12 protein-coding genes are annotated in these 15,081 nt (G+C 57.4%); all 12 read left to right on the plus strand.

From position 1 onward, the window contains the following. Window positions 1-338, plus strand: a 338-nt coding sequence (locus tag JW937_05305) for a DUF2064 domain-containing protein (GenBank protein ID MBN1586831.1), incomplete at its 5' end; no start/stop codon positions are given. 82 nt (window positions 339-420) lie between these two features. Beyond that, a complete protein-coding gene (locus tag JW937_05310; GenBank protein MBN1586832.1) occupies window positions 421-2,454 on the plus strand; it encodes a chloride channel protein in 2,034 nt (677 codons plus the stop codon). Beyond that, a complete protein-coding gene (locus JW937_05315; GenBank protein MBN1586833.1) occupies window positions 2,454-3,983 on the plus strand; it encodes a permease in 1,530 nt (509 codons plus the stop codon). The genes JW937_05310 and JW937_05315 overlap by 1 nt, the downstream gene beginning before the upstream one ends. Before the next feature lie 56 nt (window positions 3,984-4,039). Beyond that, window positions 4,040-5,119 carry a glycine cleavage system aminomethyltransferase GcvT gene (gene gcvT, locus JW937_05320; GenBank protein ID MBN1586834.1) on the plus strand — a complete coding sequence of 360 codons (1,080 nt, stop codon included), beginning with the start codon at window positions 4,040-4,042 and terminating at the stop codon, window positions 5,117-5,119. Window positions 5,120-5,122: 3 nt separating this feature from the next. Continuing rightward, the gene (gene gcvH / locus JW937_05325; GenBank protein MBN1586835.1) at window positions 5,123-5,515 is read left to right on the plus strand and encodes a glycine cleavage system protein GcvH; all 393 of its coding nucleotides are present in this window, start codon (window positions 5,123-5,125) and stop codon (window positions 5,513-5,515) included. Next, window positions 5,512-6,852: an aminomethyl-transferring glycine dehydrogenase subunit GcvPA gene (gcvPA, locus tag JW937_05330; protein MBN1586836.1), complete on the plus strand. Its 1,341-nt coding sequence runs from the start codon at window positions 5,512-5,514 to the stop codon at window positions 6,850-6,852. The genes gcvH and gcvPA overlap by 4 nt, the downstream gene beginning before the upstream one ends. Beyond that, window positions 6,849-8,336: an aminomethyl-transferring glycine dehydrogenase subunit GcvPB gene (gene gcvPB / locus JW937_05335; GenBank protein MBN1586837.1), complete on the plus strand. Its 1,488-nt coding sequence runs from the start codon at window positions 6,849-6,851 to the stop codon at window positions 8,334-8,336. The genes gcvPA and gcvPB overlap by 4 nt, the downstream gene beginning before the upstream one ends. Further along, window positions 8,336-9,136, plus strand: coding sequence for a lipoate--protein ligase family protein (locus JW937_05340; GenBank protein ID MBN1586838.1), 801 nt, complete (start codon window positions 8,336-8,338; stop codon window positions 9,134-9,136). The genes gcvPB and JW937_05340 overlap by 1 nt, the downstream gene beginning before the upstream one ends. Beyond that, window positions 9,133-10,293, plus strand: a complete 1,161-nt coding sequence (gene sucC, locus JW937_05345) for an ADP-forming succinate--CoA ligase subunit beta (GenBank protein ID MBN1586839.1) — start codon at window positions 9,133-9,135, stop codon at window positions 10,291-10,293. The genes JW937_05340 and sucC overlap by 4 nt, the downstream gene beginning before the upstream one ends. A 36-nt stretch (window positions 10,294-10,329) precedes the next feature. Beyond that, complete coding sequence (gene sucD / locus JW937_05350) at window positions 10,330-11,199, plus strand: succinate--CoA ligase subunit alpha (GenBank protein ID MBN1586840.1); 870 nt, start codon at window positions 10,330-10,332, stop codon at window positions 11,197-11,199. Between the two features lie 39 nt (window positions 11,200-11,238). Next, the gene (locus JW937_05355; protein MBN1586841.1) at window positions 11,239-12,471 is read left to right on the plus strand and encodes a putative sulfate/molybdate transporter; all 1,233 of its coding nucleotides are present in this window, start codon (window positions 11,239-11,241) and stop codon (window positions 12,469-12,471) included. Window positions 12,472-12,789: 318 nt separating this feature from the next. After that, on the plus strand, window positions 12,790-15,081 hold a 2,292-nt coding region (locus JW937_05360), incomplete at its 3' end, for a hypothetical protein (GenBank protein ID MBN1586842.1).

Consider the following 15,081-nt stretch of genomic DNA (forward strand, 5'->3'; position numbering starts at 1 on the left):
TGGATACGAATGATGCTGTGGTGGGGCCGGCTTCGGACGGCGGCTTCTATCTCATTGGATTTAGCCGTCCTGCGGAGTCGGTTTTTATGCAGGTGGACTGGTCCGGTGAACGTGTTTTCGAGCAGACTTTGGAAAACCTGGACCGTTTGGAAATGAAATACGACACGCTTCCGGAACACTATGACATTGACAGGTTCCGCGATTTGTTGCGGCTCCGTGCCGAATTGCAGGCAACGCCGGCATTGGACACATTGGGCAAGCAACTTCTTGAGACCGTGGCTATGACTGTGCAATCCAGTCAGGATGCATTTGTCGGCAGTCTTCCGGAACTGAGTTGACCCGTGGTGAACAGGGTTCGAGCTTAAAAATGATCATGGAGCCAGGGCTCGGGGGATGTGTATCCAAATCAGGGGATTCCGGTTGAGAACATTCACAGAAATACTTCGCAACATTCTGCGTTATCTGCATAAGAGCCAGTTCATTGTGCCCGTGATTTTGTCTGCCCTGGTGGGCTTGGTCACGGGCCTGGCCGCGGTGGTCTTCGTATGGCTCATCGACCAAGTCCACGAACTCTTTTTTGGCAAAGGGGCTGCCTTGCTTTCGTTTATGGGGGGCTTCAATGTCATGATTTTGCCTGCTTTGGGCGGAATTCTGGTGGCGCTTGTCTTCCGGTTTTGGTGCAAGGAGGCGCAGGGCGACGGTGTGCCGGAGGTCATGGCCGCTGTGGTTTTGAAGCAGGGGCGTATGTCGTATCGTGTGGCGGCAGCGAAACTGGTGGCCTCGGCCCTGGCGATCGGTTCCGGCGCATCCGTGGGCCGTGAAGGCCCGATTATTCAAATCGGTTCGGCCCTGGGATCCTATCTGGGGCGGTGGTTGCGCCTGGGTCCTTCGCGGGTGAAGAACCTCATTGCCTGCGGCGCGGCCGGAGGGATTGCGGCCACCTTTCATGCCCCGATTGCGGGAGTCATGTTTGCGGTGGAAGTTATTCTGCGCGATTTTGCCGCCCCGGTCTTGGGCGGGGTAGTGATTGCCTCAGTGGCGGCTTCCATTATCTCCACAATTTTCCTGGGGTCCTCACACACCGTGGTTCTGCCTGACTACCTGATGGTCCACCCGTTGGAGATTCTTTTCTATGCGCTTTTGGGCTTGATCACTGCCTTGCTCGCAAGGTTCTTTATGGTCTCGGTTGTCTTTACCGAAAAACGCTTTGAACAGTGGAAGGTTCCGGTTTGGGCCAAGCTGGGTTTGGGCGGTTTGCTGGTGGGGGGCATCGGCGTGTACTTTCCCGAGGTCCTGAGTTCAGGGTACTCGGTTATTGAGGATGTGTTGCACGGCCGCATTCTGGGCGGAATCCTGCTCCTGCTTGTTTTTGCCAAGATCTTTGCCACCTCGGTTTCTTTGGGCTCCGGCACATCAGGCGGAGCTTTTGCGCCGGCCCTTTTCATCGGGGCTGTGGCGGGCGGGGCCTTCGGCACACTGGTTCATACCTTGGCACCGCACATTACGGGCGAACCCGGGGCCTATGCGCTCGTGGGGATGGCCGCCTGCTTTGCCGGCATTGCCCATGCGCCCATTACCTCTCTCCTGATCGTGTTCGAGATGACCGATGGCTATCAGATGATTTTGCCCTTGATGGTGGCGAGCGTGATTGCCACCACCGTGTCTCAGCTTTTGAGCCGGGAATCTGTGTACACCGCGCGTTTGCACAGCCGGGGAATCGAGCTCGATGCGCTGCGCTCCTTTAATTTGACCGACACCATTTTGGTTGAAGAGGCGATGTCCACCGATGTCCCGACTGTGCCGCGCAGTATGAAGGTGCACGATCTCCTGAGACTCTTTGATGAAAAGGGGAGAGAAGCCTTTTCTGTGGAGGACGACGACGGAAATTTGAACGGAATTGTCACCTTGCGTGAGGCCCAGTTTGCCGCCATTGAAGGGGATCCGGGTTTGATTTTGGCCGAGGATATTCTGCACAAGAACACCGTGGTCTGCTATTCGGACGAGACCCTGAACGATGCCCTCAAGTACATGGGGCGCAGCGATATCAACCAACTGCCTGTCGTGGAAAGGACTTCTCCCAAGCATATCGTGGGCATGCTCACCCGCGCGGATATTGTGCGTGCCTATAGCCGCACGGCCACGCAGCATGACCAGCTCCTGGGCAGGGTGGAGCGCCTCAAAGCCCATGGGCCGGAGATGCGTTACCTGGAATTCACCGTGCCTCGGCGTTCGGCGGTTGCCGATGTGCTTGTGAAAGACTTGGGTCTGCCAGGCGGGTGCACCTTGGCTTCAGTGAATCATGACGGACGCATTGTGGTACCGCGCGGGGATACTCCTCTCCAACCCGGGGATGAGGTTGTGTCCATTACGACGCCTCAGGGTGAGGCGGATCTGCGCGCGTGGGCCAAAGAACGGGGTATTGAACTGACCGATGCCCAGGAGACTGATAACTGATGCTTAGCTACAGCATAGCCGTTGCTTCCATCGGCTTGGTTCACGCGCTTTTGCCCACACATTGGTTGCCCTTTGTGCTCATGGGCAGGGGGCAACAATGGTCCTTGCGCCAGACAGTCGGTGTGGCGCTCCTGGCCTCGATCGGGCATGTGGCAGTGACGACGGCTATCGGGTTTTTGGCAGCTTGGGTGGGGATCGGGCTCTTTCATCATTTTCATGAGTGGTCGGAGATGGCCTATGGGCTGCTTCTGCTGCTGTTCGGCATTACCTATACGGCCTTCAATATCGGGCACCTCGGTCATCGCCATTTGGCGGAGACCGGGGGCGTGCCCGACCATGTGGCCGTGATTTCCGTGATCCTTATGCTTTCCCTTTCGCCGTGCATGGCGCTCTTGCCCATATTTTTTGCTGCAAGCCCCATGGGTTGGGGACCCTTGGTGTTCTTGGCCGGTGTTAATGCCTTAGCTACGGTGGGCGGTATGATTTTGGTAACGGGCCTGGTCTACGCGGGTGTGATGAAGATCCAATTACCTTGGTTGCAAAAATACGAACGCCGGCTTGTGGGCGGATTAATTGCCTTGCTCGGCCTGGTCGTGATGTTTTCCGGCGGGGATCATTCGCATGAGGGACTGGTGACTGTCTTGTATAGCCTGTTCCACATTGGGGAGGAGTTCCTTTATTTGCTGGTGGAGACCTTGCCCTTCTTTGTGGTGGGGACTTTTGGCGGAGCCATACTGCTGCGGTTCTTAAGACCTGAGACGACGAATCGTTTTTTTGGCGGCAGCATCTCCGGTGTGGTGAACGCCGGGGTGCTGGGCGCGCTTCTGCCCGGGTGCGCGACCGCGACGATTCCGCTGGCCAGCGGTCTGCGCAGTCAGCGGGTGGGTGTGGGGACCTTGGCGGCCTTTATCATGATTGCCCCGCTCCTGAGTCCGTTGACCCTGAGTTTGACCTACGGAATGCTTGGGTGGAAGTTCGCATTGGCGCGTTTGATTCTGCCTTTCCTGATGTGTTTGCCTTTGGGTTGGACCCTGAATTGGATGGAAACGAGAAAATTCGCGGGTGTGGCCCGTCCGTCTCAGGTGGAAGCCGGATGCCATTCCCATGGTTCATGTTTTGAACTCAAGCCTGAGGACGGGATTGTGCGCAACACCATGGCCATCGCGCGCGGTCTCGGAGGATATTTCTTATTGGGTCTCTTGATTGCGGCAGCCGCTATTGCATTGGTTCCCAAAGATGCGCTGAGCCGTCTGACCCAATCCGCATTTTGGACTTATCCCTTGGCTGCGGGCGTGGGTATGCCCTTTTATGTGTGCGAAGGGGAAGAAGTTCCTCTTACGCGCGCGCTTCTTTATATGGGGGTGGGGGTGGGGCCGGCGTTTACGTTCATGCTCGCCTCAGTCGGGACCTGCATTCCTACTATCCTCATGGCACCCAAGCTCATCGGCCGGGTTGCCACCTGGGTCTATGTGGTTGCGTGGGTTGTGTTCGCGATTATGGCCGGCGTTCTGGTGAGTTTTGTGCTTTAGTTCCGCAACTGGTACAAGCCCTTGCTCCGGCCCGGAACACCCTGTAAAATGCGCGTATGCACCAATCACCCCTGGCCGAAATCCACCAAAATCTGGGCGCCCAACTCATGGATTTTGGGGGATGGAGGCTTCCTGTTTCCTTTTCCACGATTGTTGAGGAGCACCTGGCCACGCGTCAGCGGGCCGGACTCTTTGATATCTCCCATCTGGGCCAGATAGAAGTCTCCGGCCCACAGGCTCTGGAGCGCCTGCAATTCCTGTTGACCGCGGATTTGTCTGTGACCGGAGCCGGCCAGTCCGCTTACAGCCTGATGTGCCGTGAGGACGGGGGGATTCTGGACGATCTCTATGTGTATCGCCTGGAAGAGGAGAGGTATCTTTTGGCTGTGAATGCTTCGCATTTTGAAGAAGATGCGGTCTGGATTCAGGGGCATGGTCCGGGGAAACCGGATATTTCTGATTTAAGTTTGGAAATGGGCGGTGTGGCTTTGCAGGGCCCGCTCGCTCCGCAGATTCTTGAACGATGGATGCCTGATGTGTACCAGGGCATTGAATTGCGGGGTGTGCGCACGCTTTCTTGGCAGGGGGAGGAGTGGGTGGTCGCGCGCACGGGTTATACCGGTGAGCCCGGGGTGGAGATCTTTGGCCCCAAAGCCGGGGTGCCGGATCTTTGGGAGAGCCTGATGCAAGTGGGCCGGTCCGAGGGCCTCAAGCCCGCGGGTCTGGGGGCAAGGGATACCCTGCGTTTGGAAATGGGTTATCCGCTCTATGGTTCGGATATGGATGCCACCACTACGCCGGTGGAGGCCAACCTCAAGTGGACGGTTTCTTTGGATAAGCCGGATTTCATGGGCAAGGAGGCCATTGCCCGGCAGGTAAAGCAAGGAGTGAGCCGGCGGCTCGCAGGCATCGCGCTCACTGAAAGAGGAATTCCCCGGGGCGGTTGCCCCATTAAGAAGGAAGGCGCGCAGGTTGGGAAGGTGACCAGCGGCACGCATTCTCCTTCTTTGGAAAGAGGAATCGGGCTGGGTTATGTGGAGGTGGATTTGGCGAAGCCCGGAACGGCTTTGAGTTGTGAGATTCGGGGCCGGGCGGTTTCGGCTGAAGTGACAAAATTGCCCTTTTATAGGAGGTAGGGAATGTTGGATACAGAGCAGAGAAGGTACACCAAGACGCATGAGTGGATTGAGATCCGGGAAGACGCGGCCTATGTGGGCATCACCGACTATGCCCAGGAACAGATTACGGATGTGGTTTTTGTGGAACTGCCCAAGGTGGACAAGCAGCTCGCGCAGGGAGCGGAGGCTGCTATTGTGGAATCCGTGAAGAGCGCCTTTTCGATTTATACGCCTGTTGCCGGCAAGATCGTAAGAGTAAACGATGCATTGGACACGGAACCGGGTTTGGTCAACACTTCTCCCTACGAGGACGGGTGGCTCTTTGCCTTGAAACCCAGCGATCGCGCTCAATACGAGGACTTGTTGGATGCCGTTGCGTACAAGGCCCTGACCGAGGGGCCGGCTCACTCGTGAATTATGCACCCCACACGGCTGATGAACACAAGGCCATGCTCCAGACCATCGGCGTAAAGGATTTCGAAGCGCTGGTTGCGGATATTCCCGCAGAGGCGCGTCTCAAGAAGTGGAATTTGCCCTCCGGCCTTTCCGAGATGGAACTGCAGAGCCTGATGGTGGGGCTGGCTGTGCAGAACCAGAGTACACAGGACTTGCTGTGTTTTCGCGGGGCCGGGGTCTACGATCATTTTATTCCCGCAGCCGTTGCGGATTTGGTGATGCGCGGCGAGTTCTCCACTGCCTACACGCCTTACCAGCCCGAAGTCAGCCAGGGCACACTTCAAGCCATCTATGAATTCCAGAGTTTCATTTGCGCGCTCACGGGAATGGAGGCGGCCAATGCCTCGATGTATGACGGGGCCACGGCTGTTGCCGAGGCAGCTCTATTGGCTCTCAAGGTGAGTGACCGGTCCAGGATTTTGGTTGCGGACTCTGTGCATCCGGAGTACCGGGAGGTCTTGGAGACTTATTTGCGTTATCAGGAGGTTCAGACTCAAGTGTTACAGGGGCCTGCGGGCGTGGCGGACCTGGAGGCACTTGAAAAGGCGCTCGACGAACAGACAGCGGCCTTGGTCGTGCAGTGCCCGAATTTTTTCGGCAATGTCGAATCACTCAAGGAATTGGCTGAGGCTGCACACGCTAAAGGCGCGCTGCTTATTGTGGCAAGCAATTTGCTCTCCTTAGGCGTGTTGGAGGCTCCGGGTGTGTGCGGAGCCGATATTGTCGCGGGAGAGGCCCAGCCCTTCGGCAATGCCATGTCTTATGGCGGACCGCATGTGGGGTATTTTGCCTGCGGATTGAAATTGGCCCGGCGCATGCCCGGCCGTGTGGCGGGCCGGGCCCAAGACGGCCAAGGCCATTGGGGTTATGTGCTCACTCTGCAGGGCCGGGAACAACACATTCGCCGCCAGCGCGCGACTTCGAATATTTGCACGAACCAGGCCCTCTGTGCCCTGGCTGCAACCGTGCACCTGAGCCTCTTGGGTCAGGAGGGGCTGCGGCAGACCGCTTTGGCCAACTTAGCCGGAGCGCACAGTGCTGCGGGACGCATCTCGGGGATCGAGGGGTTTGAACTCTGTTTTGAAGCCCCGTATTTTAACGAATTTGCCGTGCGCTGCCCGGGCGGCGCACGGGATCTGGACCGCTATTTGTGGGAAGAGGGGATTCTGGGCGGCGTGCCCTTAGGAGCTTGGTATCCTCAGCTTGAGAATGCGATGCTTTTTTGTGTGACAGAAAAGCGCACCGAGGCGGAGATTGAACGGCTCCTGTCGGCCCTCAAGAGGTGGAAACCATGAGCGCGCTGCAAAAAACACCTTCACTCATTTTTGAAAAGGGTGTGCCCGGGCGCCGGGCTGTGACACTGCCCAATGAAAAAGCGCGACTCAAGGCGCAGGATTACTTGCCTCAGAGTCTGTTGCGCAAAGAGCCCGCGGCTCTGCCTGAACTTTCTGAATTGGATGTAGTCCGGCATTTCACGGCCCTCTCCCAGCTGAATTACAGTATTGATACGCAATTCTATCCCCTGGGTTCTTGCACAATGAAGTACAACCCCAAGGTCAACAATTGGGTGGCTGCCTTGCCGGGTTTCGCGAACCTGCATCCGTATCAGCCCGCGCAAAGCGCACAAGGGCTCTTGCAGTTGCTCCACGAGCTCGAGCAGGCCCTGTGCGAAATCTGCGGGATGGCGGCCTTTAGTCTGCAGCCGGCGGCCGGCGCGCACGGGGAGCTCAGCGGGGTGTTGATGGCGCGGGCCTATCACAGCAAGAACGGCAATCCGCGCAAACGGGTCATTGTCCCGGACTCGGCGCACGGGACCAATCCGGCCACTGCCGCGATTTGCGGGTATGAGGTGACGGAAATTCCCTCTGCGCCGGATGGGCGCGTGGATCTTCAGGCGTTGAAAGCCGCGTTGGATGAGGATGTGGCGGTCTTTATGCTTACTAATCCGAATACACTCGGGCTTTTTGAAAAGAACATTCTGCAGATTGCAGAACTTGTGCACAGCGTGGGTGCGTTGCTCTATTTGGACGGGGCTAACTTGAATGCGCTTTTGGGTCTGACCCGGCCCGGAGACATGGGTTTTGATATTGTGCATGTCAATCTGCATAAGACCTTTTCCACACCGCATGGCGGCGGCGGGCCCGGGGCAGGGCCGGTGGGGGTGACCAAGGCTTTGGAGCCCTTTCTGCCTGTGCCGCGTTTGGAAAAGCGCAATTCCGGATTTGAATGGAATGGGTCACAGCCCGAAAGTATCGGCCGTGTGCGTTCCTTTTACGGGAATGCCGGTGTTTTGGTGCGGGCCTATGCCTATATCAGGGCCTTGGGCGGCGAGGGCCTGCGTGCGGTTTCCGAAAATGCTATTCTCAATGCCAATTATCTGAAGACCCTCTTGGAAAGACTCGGACTTCAGGCCGCGGGCAGCGGCGCTTGTATGCATGAGTTTGTGGTCTCCCTTTCTGCGCTCAAAGATTTGGGGATCAATGCCCTGGATGTGGCCAAGCGGCTCTTGGACTATGGCTTTCACGCGCCCACAATTTATTTTCCCTTAATTGTGCCCGAGGCCTTTATGTTGGAACCCACCGAGACCGAATCCAAACAGACTTTGGATGCGTTTGCCTTGGCCCTAAAACAAATACTGAAAGAGGCCCGGACGCAGCCGGAGCTGCTTCACGAGGCCCCTCATTCTACCCCGATTGGGCGCATGGACGAAGTGACGGCCGCGCGAAAGCCTGAGCTGTCCTGGCGTTCCGGGATTGCCAGCGGAGCCTATGCCTGCTGATGTGGCGACTCATCTTGGATTCAGCGCGAAGCGGACAGGAGAACATGGCCCTGGATGAGGCGTTGTGGCTGTCGTATAAGGAAGAGCCTGCCGGGCCTGTGTTGCGTTTCTATCAGTGGAGCTCCAGCACACTCACTTTGGGCCGTTTGCAAAAATTGGAGGACGTTAACGAGGAAGCCTGCAGGCAGTACGGAGTGAGTGCCTTGCGCCGGCCCACGGGCGGGGGCGAGGTGCTGCACGAGCGCGATCTGACCTTTTCCCTGGTCTTGCCCGTGGAGGGGAACGCCCTGCCCAAGGGCATCCTGGCTTCCTACCGGTTTTTGCATCAGGCCCTGGCCGCGGGGCTGCGGAATTTTGGTTTGGAGACGCGCATTTTTGAGCCCGAAACCGCCCGGCGCGCCAAGGGGGGGCCGGAGCCTTGCTTTACGAGTTGGTCGCGCCATGATTTAGTAGCTGAATTCGGAAAGGTGCTCGGCGGCGCCCAGCGGCGCGGCGGGGGAGTTCTCTTGCACCAGGGGACCTTGCAATTGTGGCCGGCGAGGATTCCGGTGCAGGAGCTGTTATCCAGGAAGATCGACGATGCTGCGCCGCGAGTGCAGCGCGGTCCGGATCTGAGTGAAGAGGAATTCAAAGCGTTGCCGCGCGTCCTTGCCGGTTCTGTCGCAGATGCGTTTAAAGTGCGAATGAGTTTGGGGGAGTTTCGTGCCGTGGAATTGCAGAGGGCCGAGAGCTTGCTGCGGGGAAAATATACCCAGAGAGAATGGTGTCTGTGCGAAGGATCTGAAGGAGTTTTGAAGTGAATATCCATGAATTTCAAGCCAAGAAAATATTTTCCGAGTTTGGCGTGCCGGTGCCTTTGGGTATGGTGGCGCGCGCCCCCGAGGCAGCGGGCAAGGCTTACCGGAGCTTGGGCCGGGGCCTTTGTTTGGTAAAGGCGCAGGTGCATGCCGGAGGCCGCGGTAAAGCAGGCGGGATCAAGATGGTGCATAGCGCTGAAGAGGCTCAGTCGGCAGCGGCTAGGCTTCTTGGCACGCGCCTGGTCACTCCTCAGACCGGCGCTGAGGGCCGGCCCGTCCGTCAGGTCTTGATTCAAAAAGGGAGTGATATCGAACGCGAGTTGTATGTGGGTATCACTTTGGATCGCGCGCAAGGATGTCCGGTGATGATAGCGAGCACCGAGGGCGGAATGGAAATTGAAGAAGTGGCTGCCAGGACACCGGAGAGGATCTATAAGGAACCGGTCGATGTGAACCGGGGGCTGGAAGCTTTTCGGGCGCGCCGTTTGGTGTTTCAGCTTGGATTAGGTGACCGCCTGCAAGAGGCCGTGGGTATTTTGCAGGGGTTGGCCCGCATATTCCTTGAATGTGATGCCAGTCTCCTAGAAGTCAATCCGTGGGCTGTGACACAGGACGGAAAGCTGTTGGCCTTGGACGGAAAGATCAACTTTGACGAAAGTGCCTTGGGCCGGCACCCCAAGCTGGCGAAGCTGCGGGACCTTTATCAGGAGCTTCCTGCCGAGGCTCAAGCACATAAGGCAGGACTGAGCTATGTTGGGCTGGACGGATCTGTGGGGTGTATGGTCAATGGCGCAGGACTTGCCATGGCCACCATGGACTTGATCAAGCTTCACGGAGGGTGGCCTGCCAATTTCCTGGATGTGGGCGGGGGCGCCACGCCTGAACAGGTGACCGAGGCCTTCCGCATTATTCTCAAAGACAAGAATGTGAAGGCCATCTTAGTCAATATTTTTGGCGGCATTGTAAAGTGCGATCTGATTGCCCAAGGAATTTTGCAGGCCACGGAGCGTGTCAAACCCAAGGTGCCTTTGGTGGTGCGGCTCGAAGGGACCAATGTAGAGGAAGGCCGGCGCTTGCTGGCGGAATCCCGGCTTTCCATTATCCCGGCCTCTGATTTAAATGAGGCGGCAAAGCTGGCAGTGGATGCATCCGGTAAATGAAGTTATCCCCAAAATAACAAACCCTGGGAATTCACAATGAGCATTTTAGTTAATAGCGAAACACGGTTAATCGTCCAGGGCATTAGCGGGGGCGCGGGACGGTTCCACACACGGAAAATGCTGGAGTACGGCACGCAGCTTGTGGGAGGCGTGGTTCCGGGCAAGGGCGGGGCCGTGATTGAGGGGGTGCCGGTTTTTAATACGGTGAGCGAAGCAGTGGATCAGACAGGGGCCAATGCTTCCGTCATTTATGTGCCGGCTCTGTGGGCTGCGGATGCGATTTTGGAAGCTGTGGACGCGGACCTGCCCTTAGTGGTGACTATTACGGAGGGAATCCCGGCCCTGGATATGGCGCGGGTGAAGCAGCGCCTTCGCGCGAGCCGAACGCGCATGGTGGGGCCCAATTGCCCGGGGGTAATCACTCCGGGGCAGTGCAAGATCGGAATTATGCCGGGCTATATCCACAAGCCCGGACGCGTAGGTGTGATTTCGCGAAGCGGCACGCTTACCTACGAAGCGGTCTGGCAACTTTCGACCCGGGATATCGGCCAATCCACTTGCGTGGGAATTGGCGGGGATCCGATTGTGGGGAGCAATTTTGTCGATGTGCTAGCCCTATTTGAGCGGGACGACGAAACGGATGTGGTGGTGATGATCGGCGAGATCGGAGGCAGCATGGAAGAGGAAGCCGCGGCCTTTGTGCGTGACCACATGTCCAAGCCCGTGGTGGGTTTTATTGCAGGCCAGACCGCGCCCAAGGAAAAGCGCATGGGGCACGCAGGCGCCGTGATTTCCGGGGGCAAGGGAACCGCCGCCGACAAAATCGACGCCCTGCGCGCGGCCGGGGTGGTGGTGTGTGAAAGCCCGGCCGGTATCGGAGAAACCGTCAGGGACAGGTCTCGCTAGCCCCTTTGATTGCAACGAGTTCCATGAGGTCCGTCCCCTTTGAAGAAACGCGAATTCTTCCTGGTCCTGCCCAAACAAGCTTCCCACCTGACACCGTTGCGTCTGACGCGAATGGAGATTTCCGGGGCCTTGGCCGACCTGGGGGCCCTTCTGCCGCTTGTACTTGCCTTGGTTGCCCTTAATCACGTGGATGTGACGCGTGTCTTTTTCTTGTTTGGCTTGGCGTATTTGGCTACTGGGATTTATTACCGCCTTCCTATTCCGGTCCAGCCCTTAAAGGTGATTTGCATTGTGGCTATTGCTACGCAGGCCACGCCTGCCATGATTTCCCTGGCCGCCTTTATGCATGGGTTGATTCTGCTGGCCCTGGTGGCCACAGGCATGATCGAAAAACTGGCCAGGATCATGACACGTCCGTTGGTGGTGGGTATTCAGATGACCGTGGGGCTGTTGCTTAGCTTTCATGCGATTCTCATTCTGGTTCCGCCTGTGACTGCGTATCGTCTGGGCCTGCCGCATTTTGGCGGGTGGAATCTCTACCCCGTATTTCATTCCACGAACATGCATCTCTTGGTTGGGGTCTTGGCCATTCTCTGGTTGTGGGCTTTGCAGCATAATAAACATGTGCCTGCAGCCATTGCTGTGCTCGCAGCCGGGCTAGCGGCCGGGTTCTTTTTATCCACGACACGGATCAGTGCGGACCCTGGTGTAGTGTTGCAGTGGTGGCAGAGTTTTAGCTGGGCGACTTTGGTGCATGTGGGTTGGATCATGGTCTTTCCGCAAATTTTGCTCAGTTTGGCGAATACGGTCTATGCTTCCTCTGATGCGGCGCACCGGGTGCACGGGCTTGCGGCAGAGCGGGTGAGTCCGCGCTCCTTTGCCACAAGCATTGGGTGCTTTAATACCGTGATTGGTTTGGGAGGGGGAGTGCCGGTATCGCACGGGGCCTCAGGCGTGATGTCGCATTATGTGTTTGGGGCGCGCACGGCAGCGGCTCCGGTCTTTATGGGATTCCTGTTTCTCTTTTTTTCTTTGGGACTGGGGCGGGAACGCAGCCTGGCAGTTCTGAGTCTGCTGCCTATGCCTGTTCTGGGGGCCTTGCTGCTCTTTGCCGGGCTCGCCATGCTCTCCTTCTGGAAAAACCTCCAGACCGGCTCCGAACGGGCAGTTGCCCTGACCGTGGTGGGGGTGGCGGTGCTTACCCAGGGACTGCCCTGGGCTCTCTTGGCTGGAATCTTCCTGGATCTGATTCTCAGAAAACAGGACATATAAGCAACTTAGGGGTGCCTGGCACCAGCTATCGCCCCTTGCCTTCCCCTAAATAGGTGCTATACTATTTATACTCTTTAGAAATAGAAGAGAAATCTCCTATCTGAGGTAGCCCAACCCATGCCCCGAATCTCGAAGCACCTTCGTAAGGGAGCAACTCTGCTCGCCTTGGAGGTGTTTTTATTCACTACCGTTTTTGCAGGTGGATTTTCCACACCCGAAGTGTACTCCAGGGGAGTGCACACGAGATCCTCACGCCCGGTGTCAGGCACTGGTGCCTGGCACCGGTGCCTGGCACCAGTGCCTGACACCGGGGTCTGGGTGCCGGCTAAACTGGGCCGGGTGGTGGAGGTCTACGAGGCCGCGGGAAGCGACAAGATGTTTTTCCACATCCAAGATGTGCACGCCCACCCTGAGGCGCAGCGCAACTCCGCGGCTATCCTCGAACATCTCCACCAACAGTACGGTCTCAGCCTTGTCACCGCGGAAGGCGCTTCCGAGCGCGTCGATCCTTCCATCCTTTCGGAATTCCCGGAACCCGGAGTGCGCCGGACAGCCGCTGATTTGTTTATGGACAATGGCGAACTCACAGGCGAGGAATACGCGGCTATTGTGCAGCAATTGCCGCTGGATATCTGGGGTATAGAGGAGCCGCCCCTCTATTACGTGAATGGCCTCTATTACCTGGCTAATTTACAGATCCGGGATGAGGCCTTGGATTTTGTGGGCCAAATGGAGAACACGATCGAGGCGCTGATGCAAGCGGGCTTTCCTGAGCTGTTGTTGGAGCTGCTGGCCCAGCGCCGGAGCTTTGATCAAGGCCCAAACAACCTGGAGACGTACGCGGGATATCTCAGAGAGCTAAGCCGCCGGCTCAATTTGGAGTCCGGGGCTGCTCAAGCCGTAGATGACTTTGTCACTGCCTCGCAACTTCAGCAGAGTATGGACGCAGAGGCCTTTCAAGGATCGGTTGAGCGTCTCACCCAGGCCTTGGTCAAGCATTACAGCGCCCGCCAGGATCAGGGTGCGCTGACAAGCCTCCTGTTGCGCATGAAGCAGATGAAAGAACGCGGCATGGCCGGCATAGAATTCTACAAAGAACTTCTGGAGGGAGGCCAAGTAGCGGTCGCGTCCGGACTGAAACTGGCTGCCCAGGACCTGGCCCAGCTCAAGGCCTACACGCAGTCGCTGGAATTGTTGGAGGGCCTGCAGCTAAGTGATCTGGGCGCCCATCTGGATCAGCTTGCTCAGGATTCTGCCGAGGCGCTTTGCGAAAACGATGCCCAACGTCAAACATTAAACATTCACGCACGCAGCGCCCAACTCCGCAAACTGTTTGAACTCCATTTTGGATCCCAGGAGTGGCATCACTACACGGAGTCAAAACAAGATTATGATCCGCGCATTCTCTGCGCAGAGCTGCACCAGCTCTGTGCGAGCCGGAACATCCCTTTTCCGGAATCCCTGCCGGTTGGAGTCATCCGAATTCAAGCCTATCTCAAAATTCAGGAGAAATTTTACGAGACCGTCCTGGCCCGTGATCAGGCCCTGTTTGAGAACGCCCTCGAGCGCCTGGAGGAAAACGAGGCTTCTTCTGCTGCGCTAATCACCGGCGGTTTTCATACCGAAGGCCTGACCCAACGTCTCAAAGACGCAGGCTACTCCTATGTGGTTATCGCACCGCGCGTCACGCAAACAGCAAACGAAGAACGGTATTTGCAGATGCTTCAAGGAGAGCGCCTCTCTGCTTCGCAGCTTAACGGCTTGGCGGCAAGCTTTCCGTTTGAAAACGCTTACAGGCTGATTCATCTGACCGCTTCCGGGCTGTCTAACGCTTACTCGGATCCGGCGGTGCAAGCAGAAATTGACGGAGCAGTCCGCTTTGTGGCCTCTCTCGGGGAACCCCTTGCTCCAGTAGCCGGGCGTCTGGGGGCATTAGTCGAGGAAGCGGCAGAAGGCGGGGAAGAGAGCCGGCTTCGAATCGCGACTGCGCTGTTATCCCTGGCCTTGAGGGCAGCGGGCCAAGGTATTCTTCCCTCCAGTCCGGAATCGATGTTGGGGCTATTTGCCGACGATGATCTCGGGGTGACTCTGGACTTTGATGAAGAGACCGCGCAGTACCAGTTGACTGACCTGGAGACCGGAGAACGTGTTTTTGTTCGCTCAGACCACACTGAGATTTATGCCGGGGTCCTTGCCCTCAACCTGCCCCATCCTTCCGATCGCGAGTTGGCCCGGATGATTGCCCTGGGAGACTCGGAAGAAATCAACAAGCAAGGCCGCTCCTACTGGAACCAACTCATCGTTCAACTGGATACCACACGAGCGGGAACTGAGGGCGATTCTCTCCTCACTGAATTAGTGAGCCGGGTTCAAGGGGAAATTGGGAGATTGCCGGCGGTGGTGTTCTACCAAAGGGATGAACCTCGAAACCGATTGCTGGTGGTTCAGGACGGCCGAGACTACTGGATGCTCACGGATACGGGCTGGGAACTTTTGGCCCGGGCGCGAGAGAAACGCGTCATCGTGACGCCCCGGAATCACCCGGTGCTGCGGGACTTTGTGGATCAGGTGTTACTGAGCAGCTTGGGGAGTTCCGGAACCCGTGACCAA

This window comes from Candidatus Omnitrophota bacterium (genome assembly GCA_016929445.1).
Classification (GTDB): domain Bacteria; phylum Omnitrophota; class Gorgyraeia; order JAFGIU01; family JAFGIU01; genus JAFGIU01.

Coding starts and splice junctions, on each gene's coding strand:
- JW937_05315 (MBN1586833.1), top strand. CDS start 2,454: ATGCTTAGCTACAGCATAGCCGTTGCTTCCATCGGCTTGGTTCACGCG.
- gcvT (MBN1586834.1), top strand. CDS start 4,040: ATGCACCAATCACCCCTGGCCGAAATCCACCAAAATCTGGGCGCCCAA.
- gcvH (MBN1586835.1), top strand. CDS start 5,123: ATGTTGGATACAGAGCAGAGAAGGTACACCAAGACGCATGAGTGGATT.
- gcvPB (MBN1586837.1), top strand. CDS start 6,849: ATGAGCGCGCTGCAAAAAACACCTTCACTCATTTTTGAAAAGGGTGTG.
- JW937_05340 (MBN1586838.1), top strand. CDS start 8,336: ATGTGGCGACTCATCTTGGATTCAGCGCGAAGCGGACAGGAGAACATG.
- sucD (MBN1586840.1), top strand. CDS start 10,330: ATGAGCATTTTAGTTAATAGCGAAACACGGTTAATCGTCCAGGGCATT.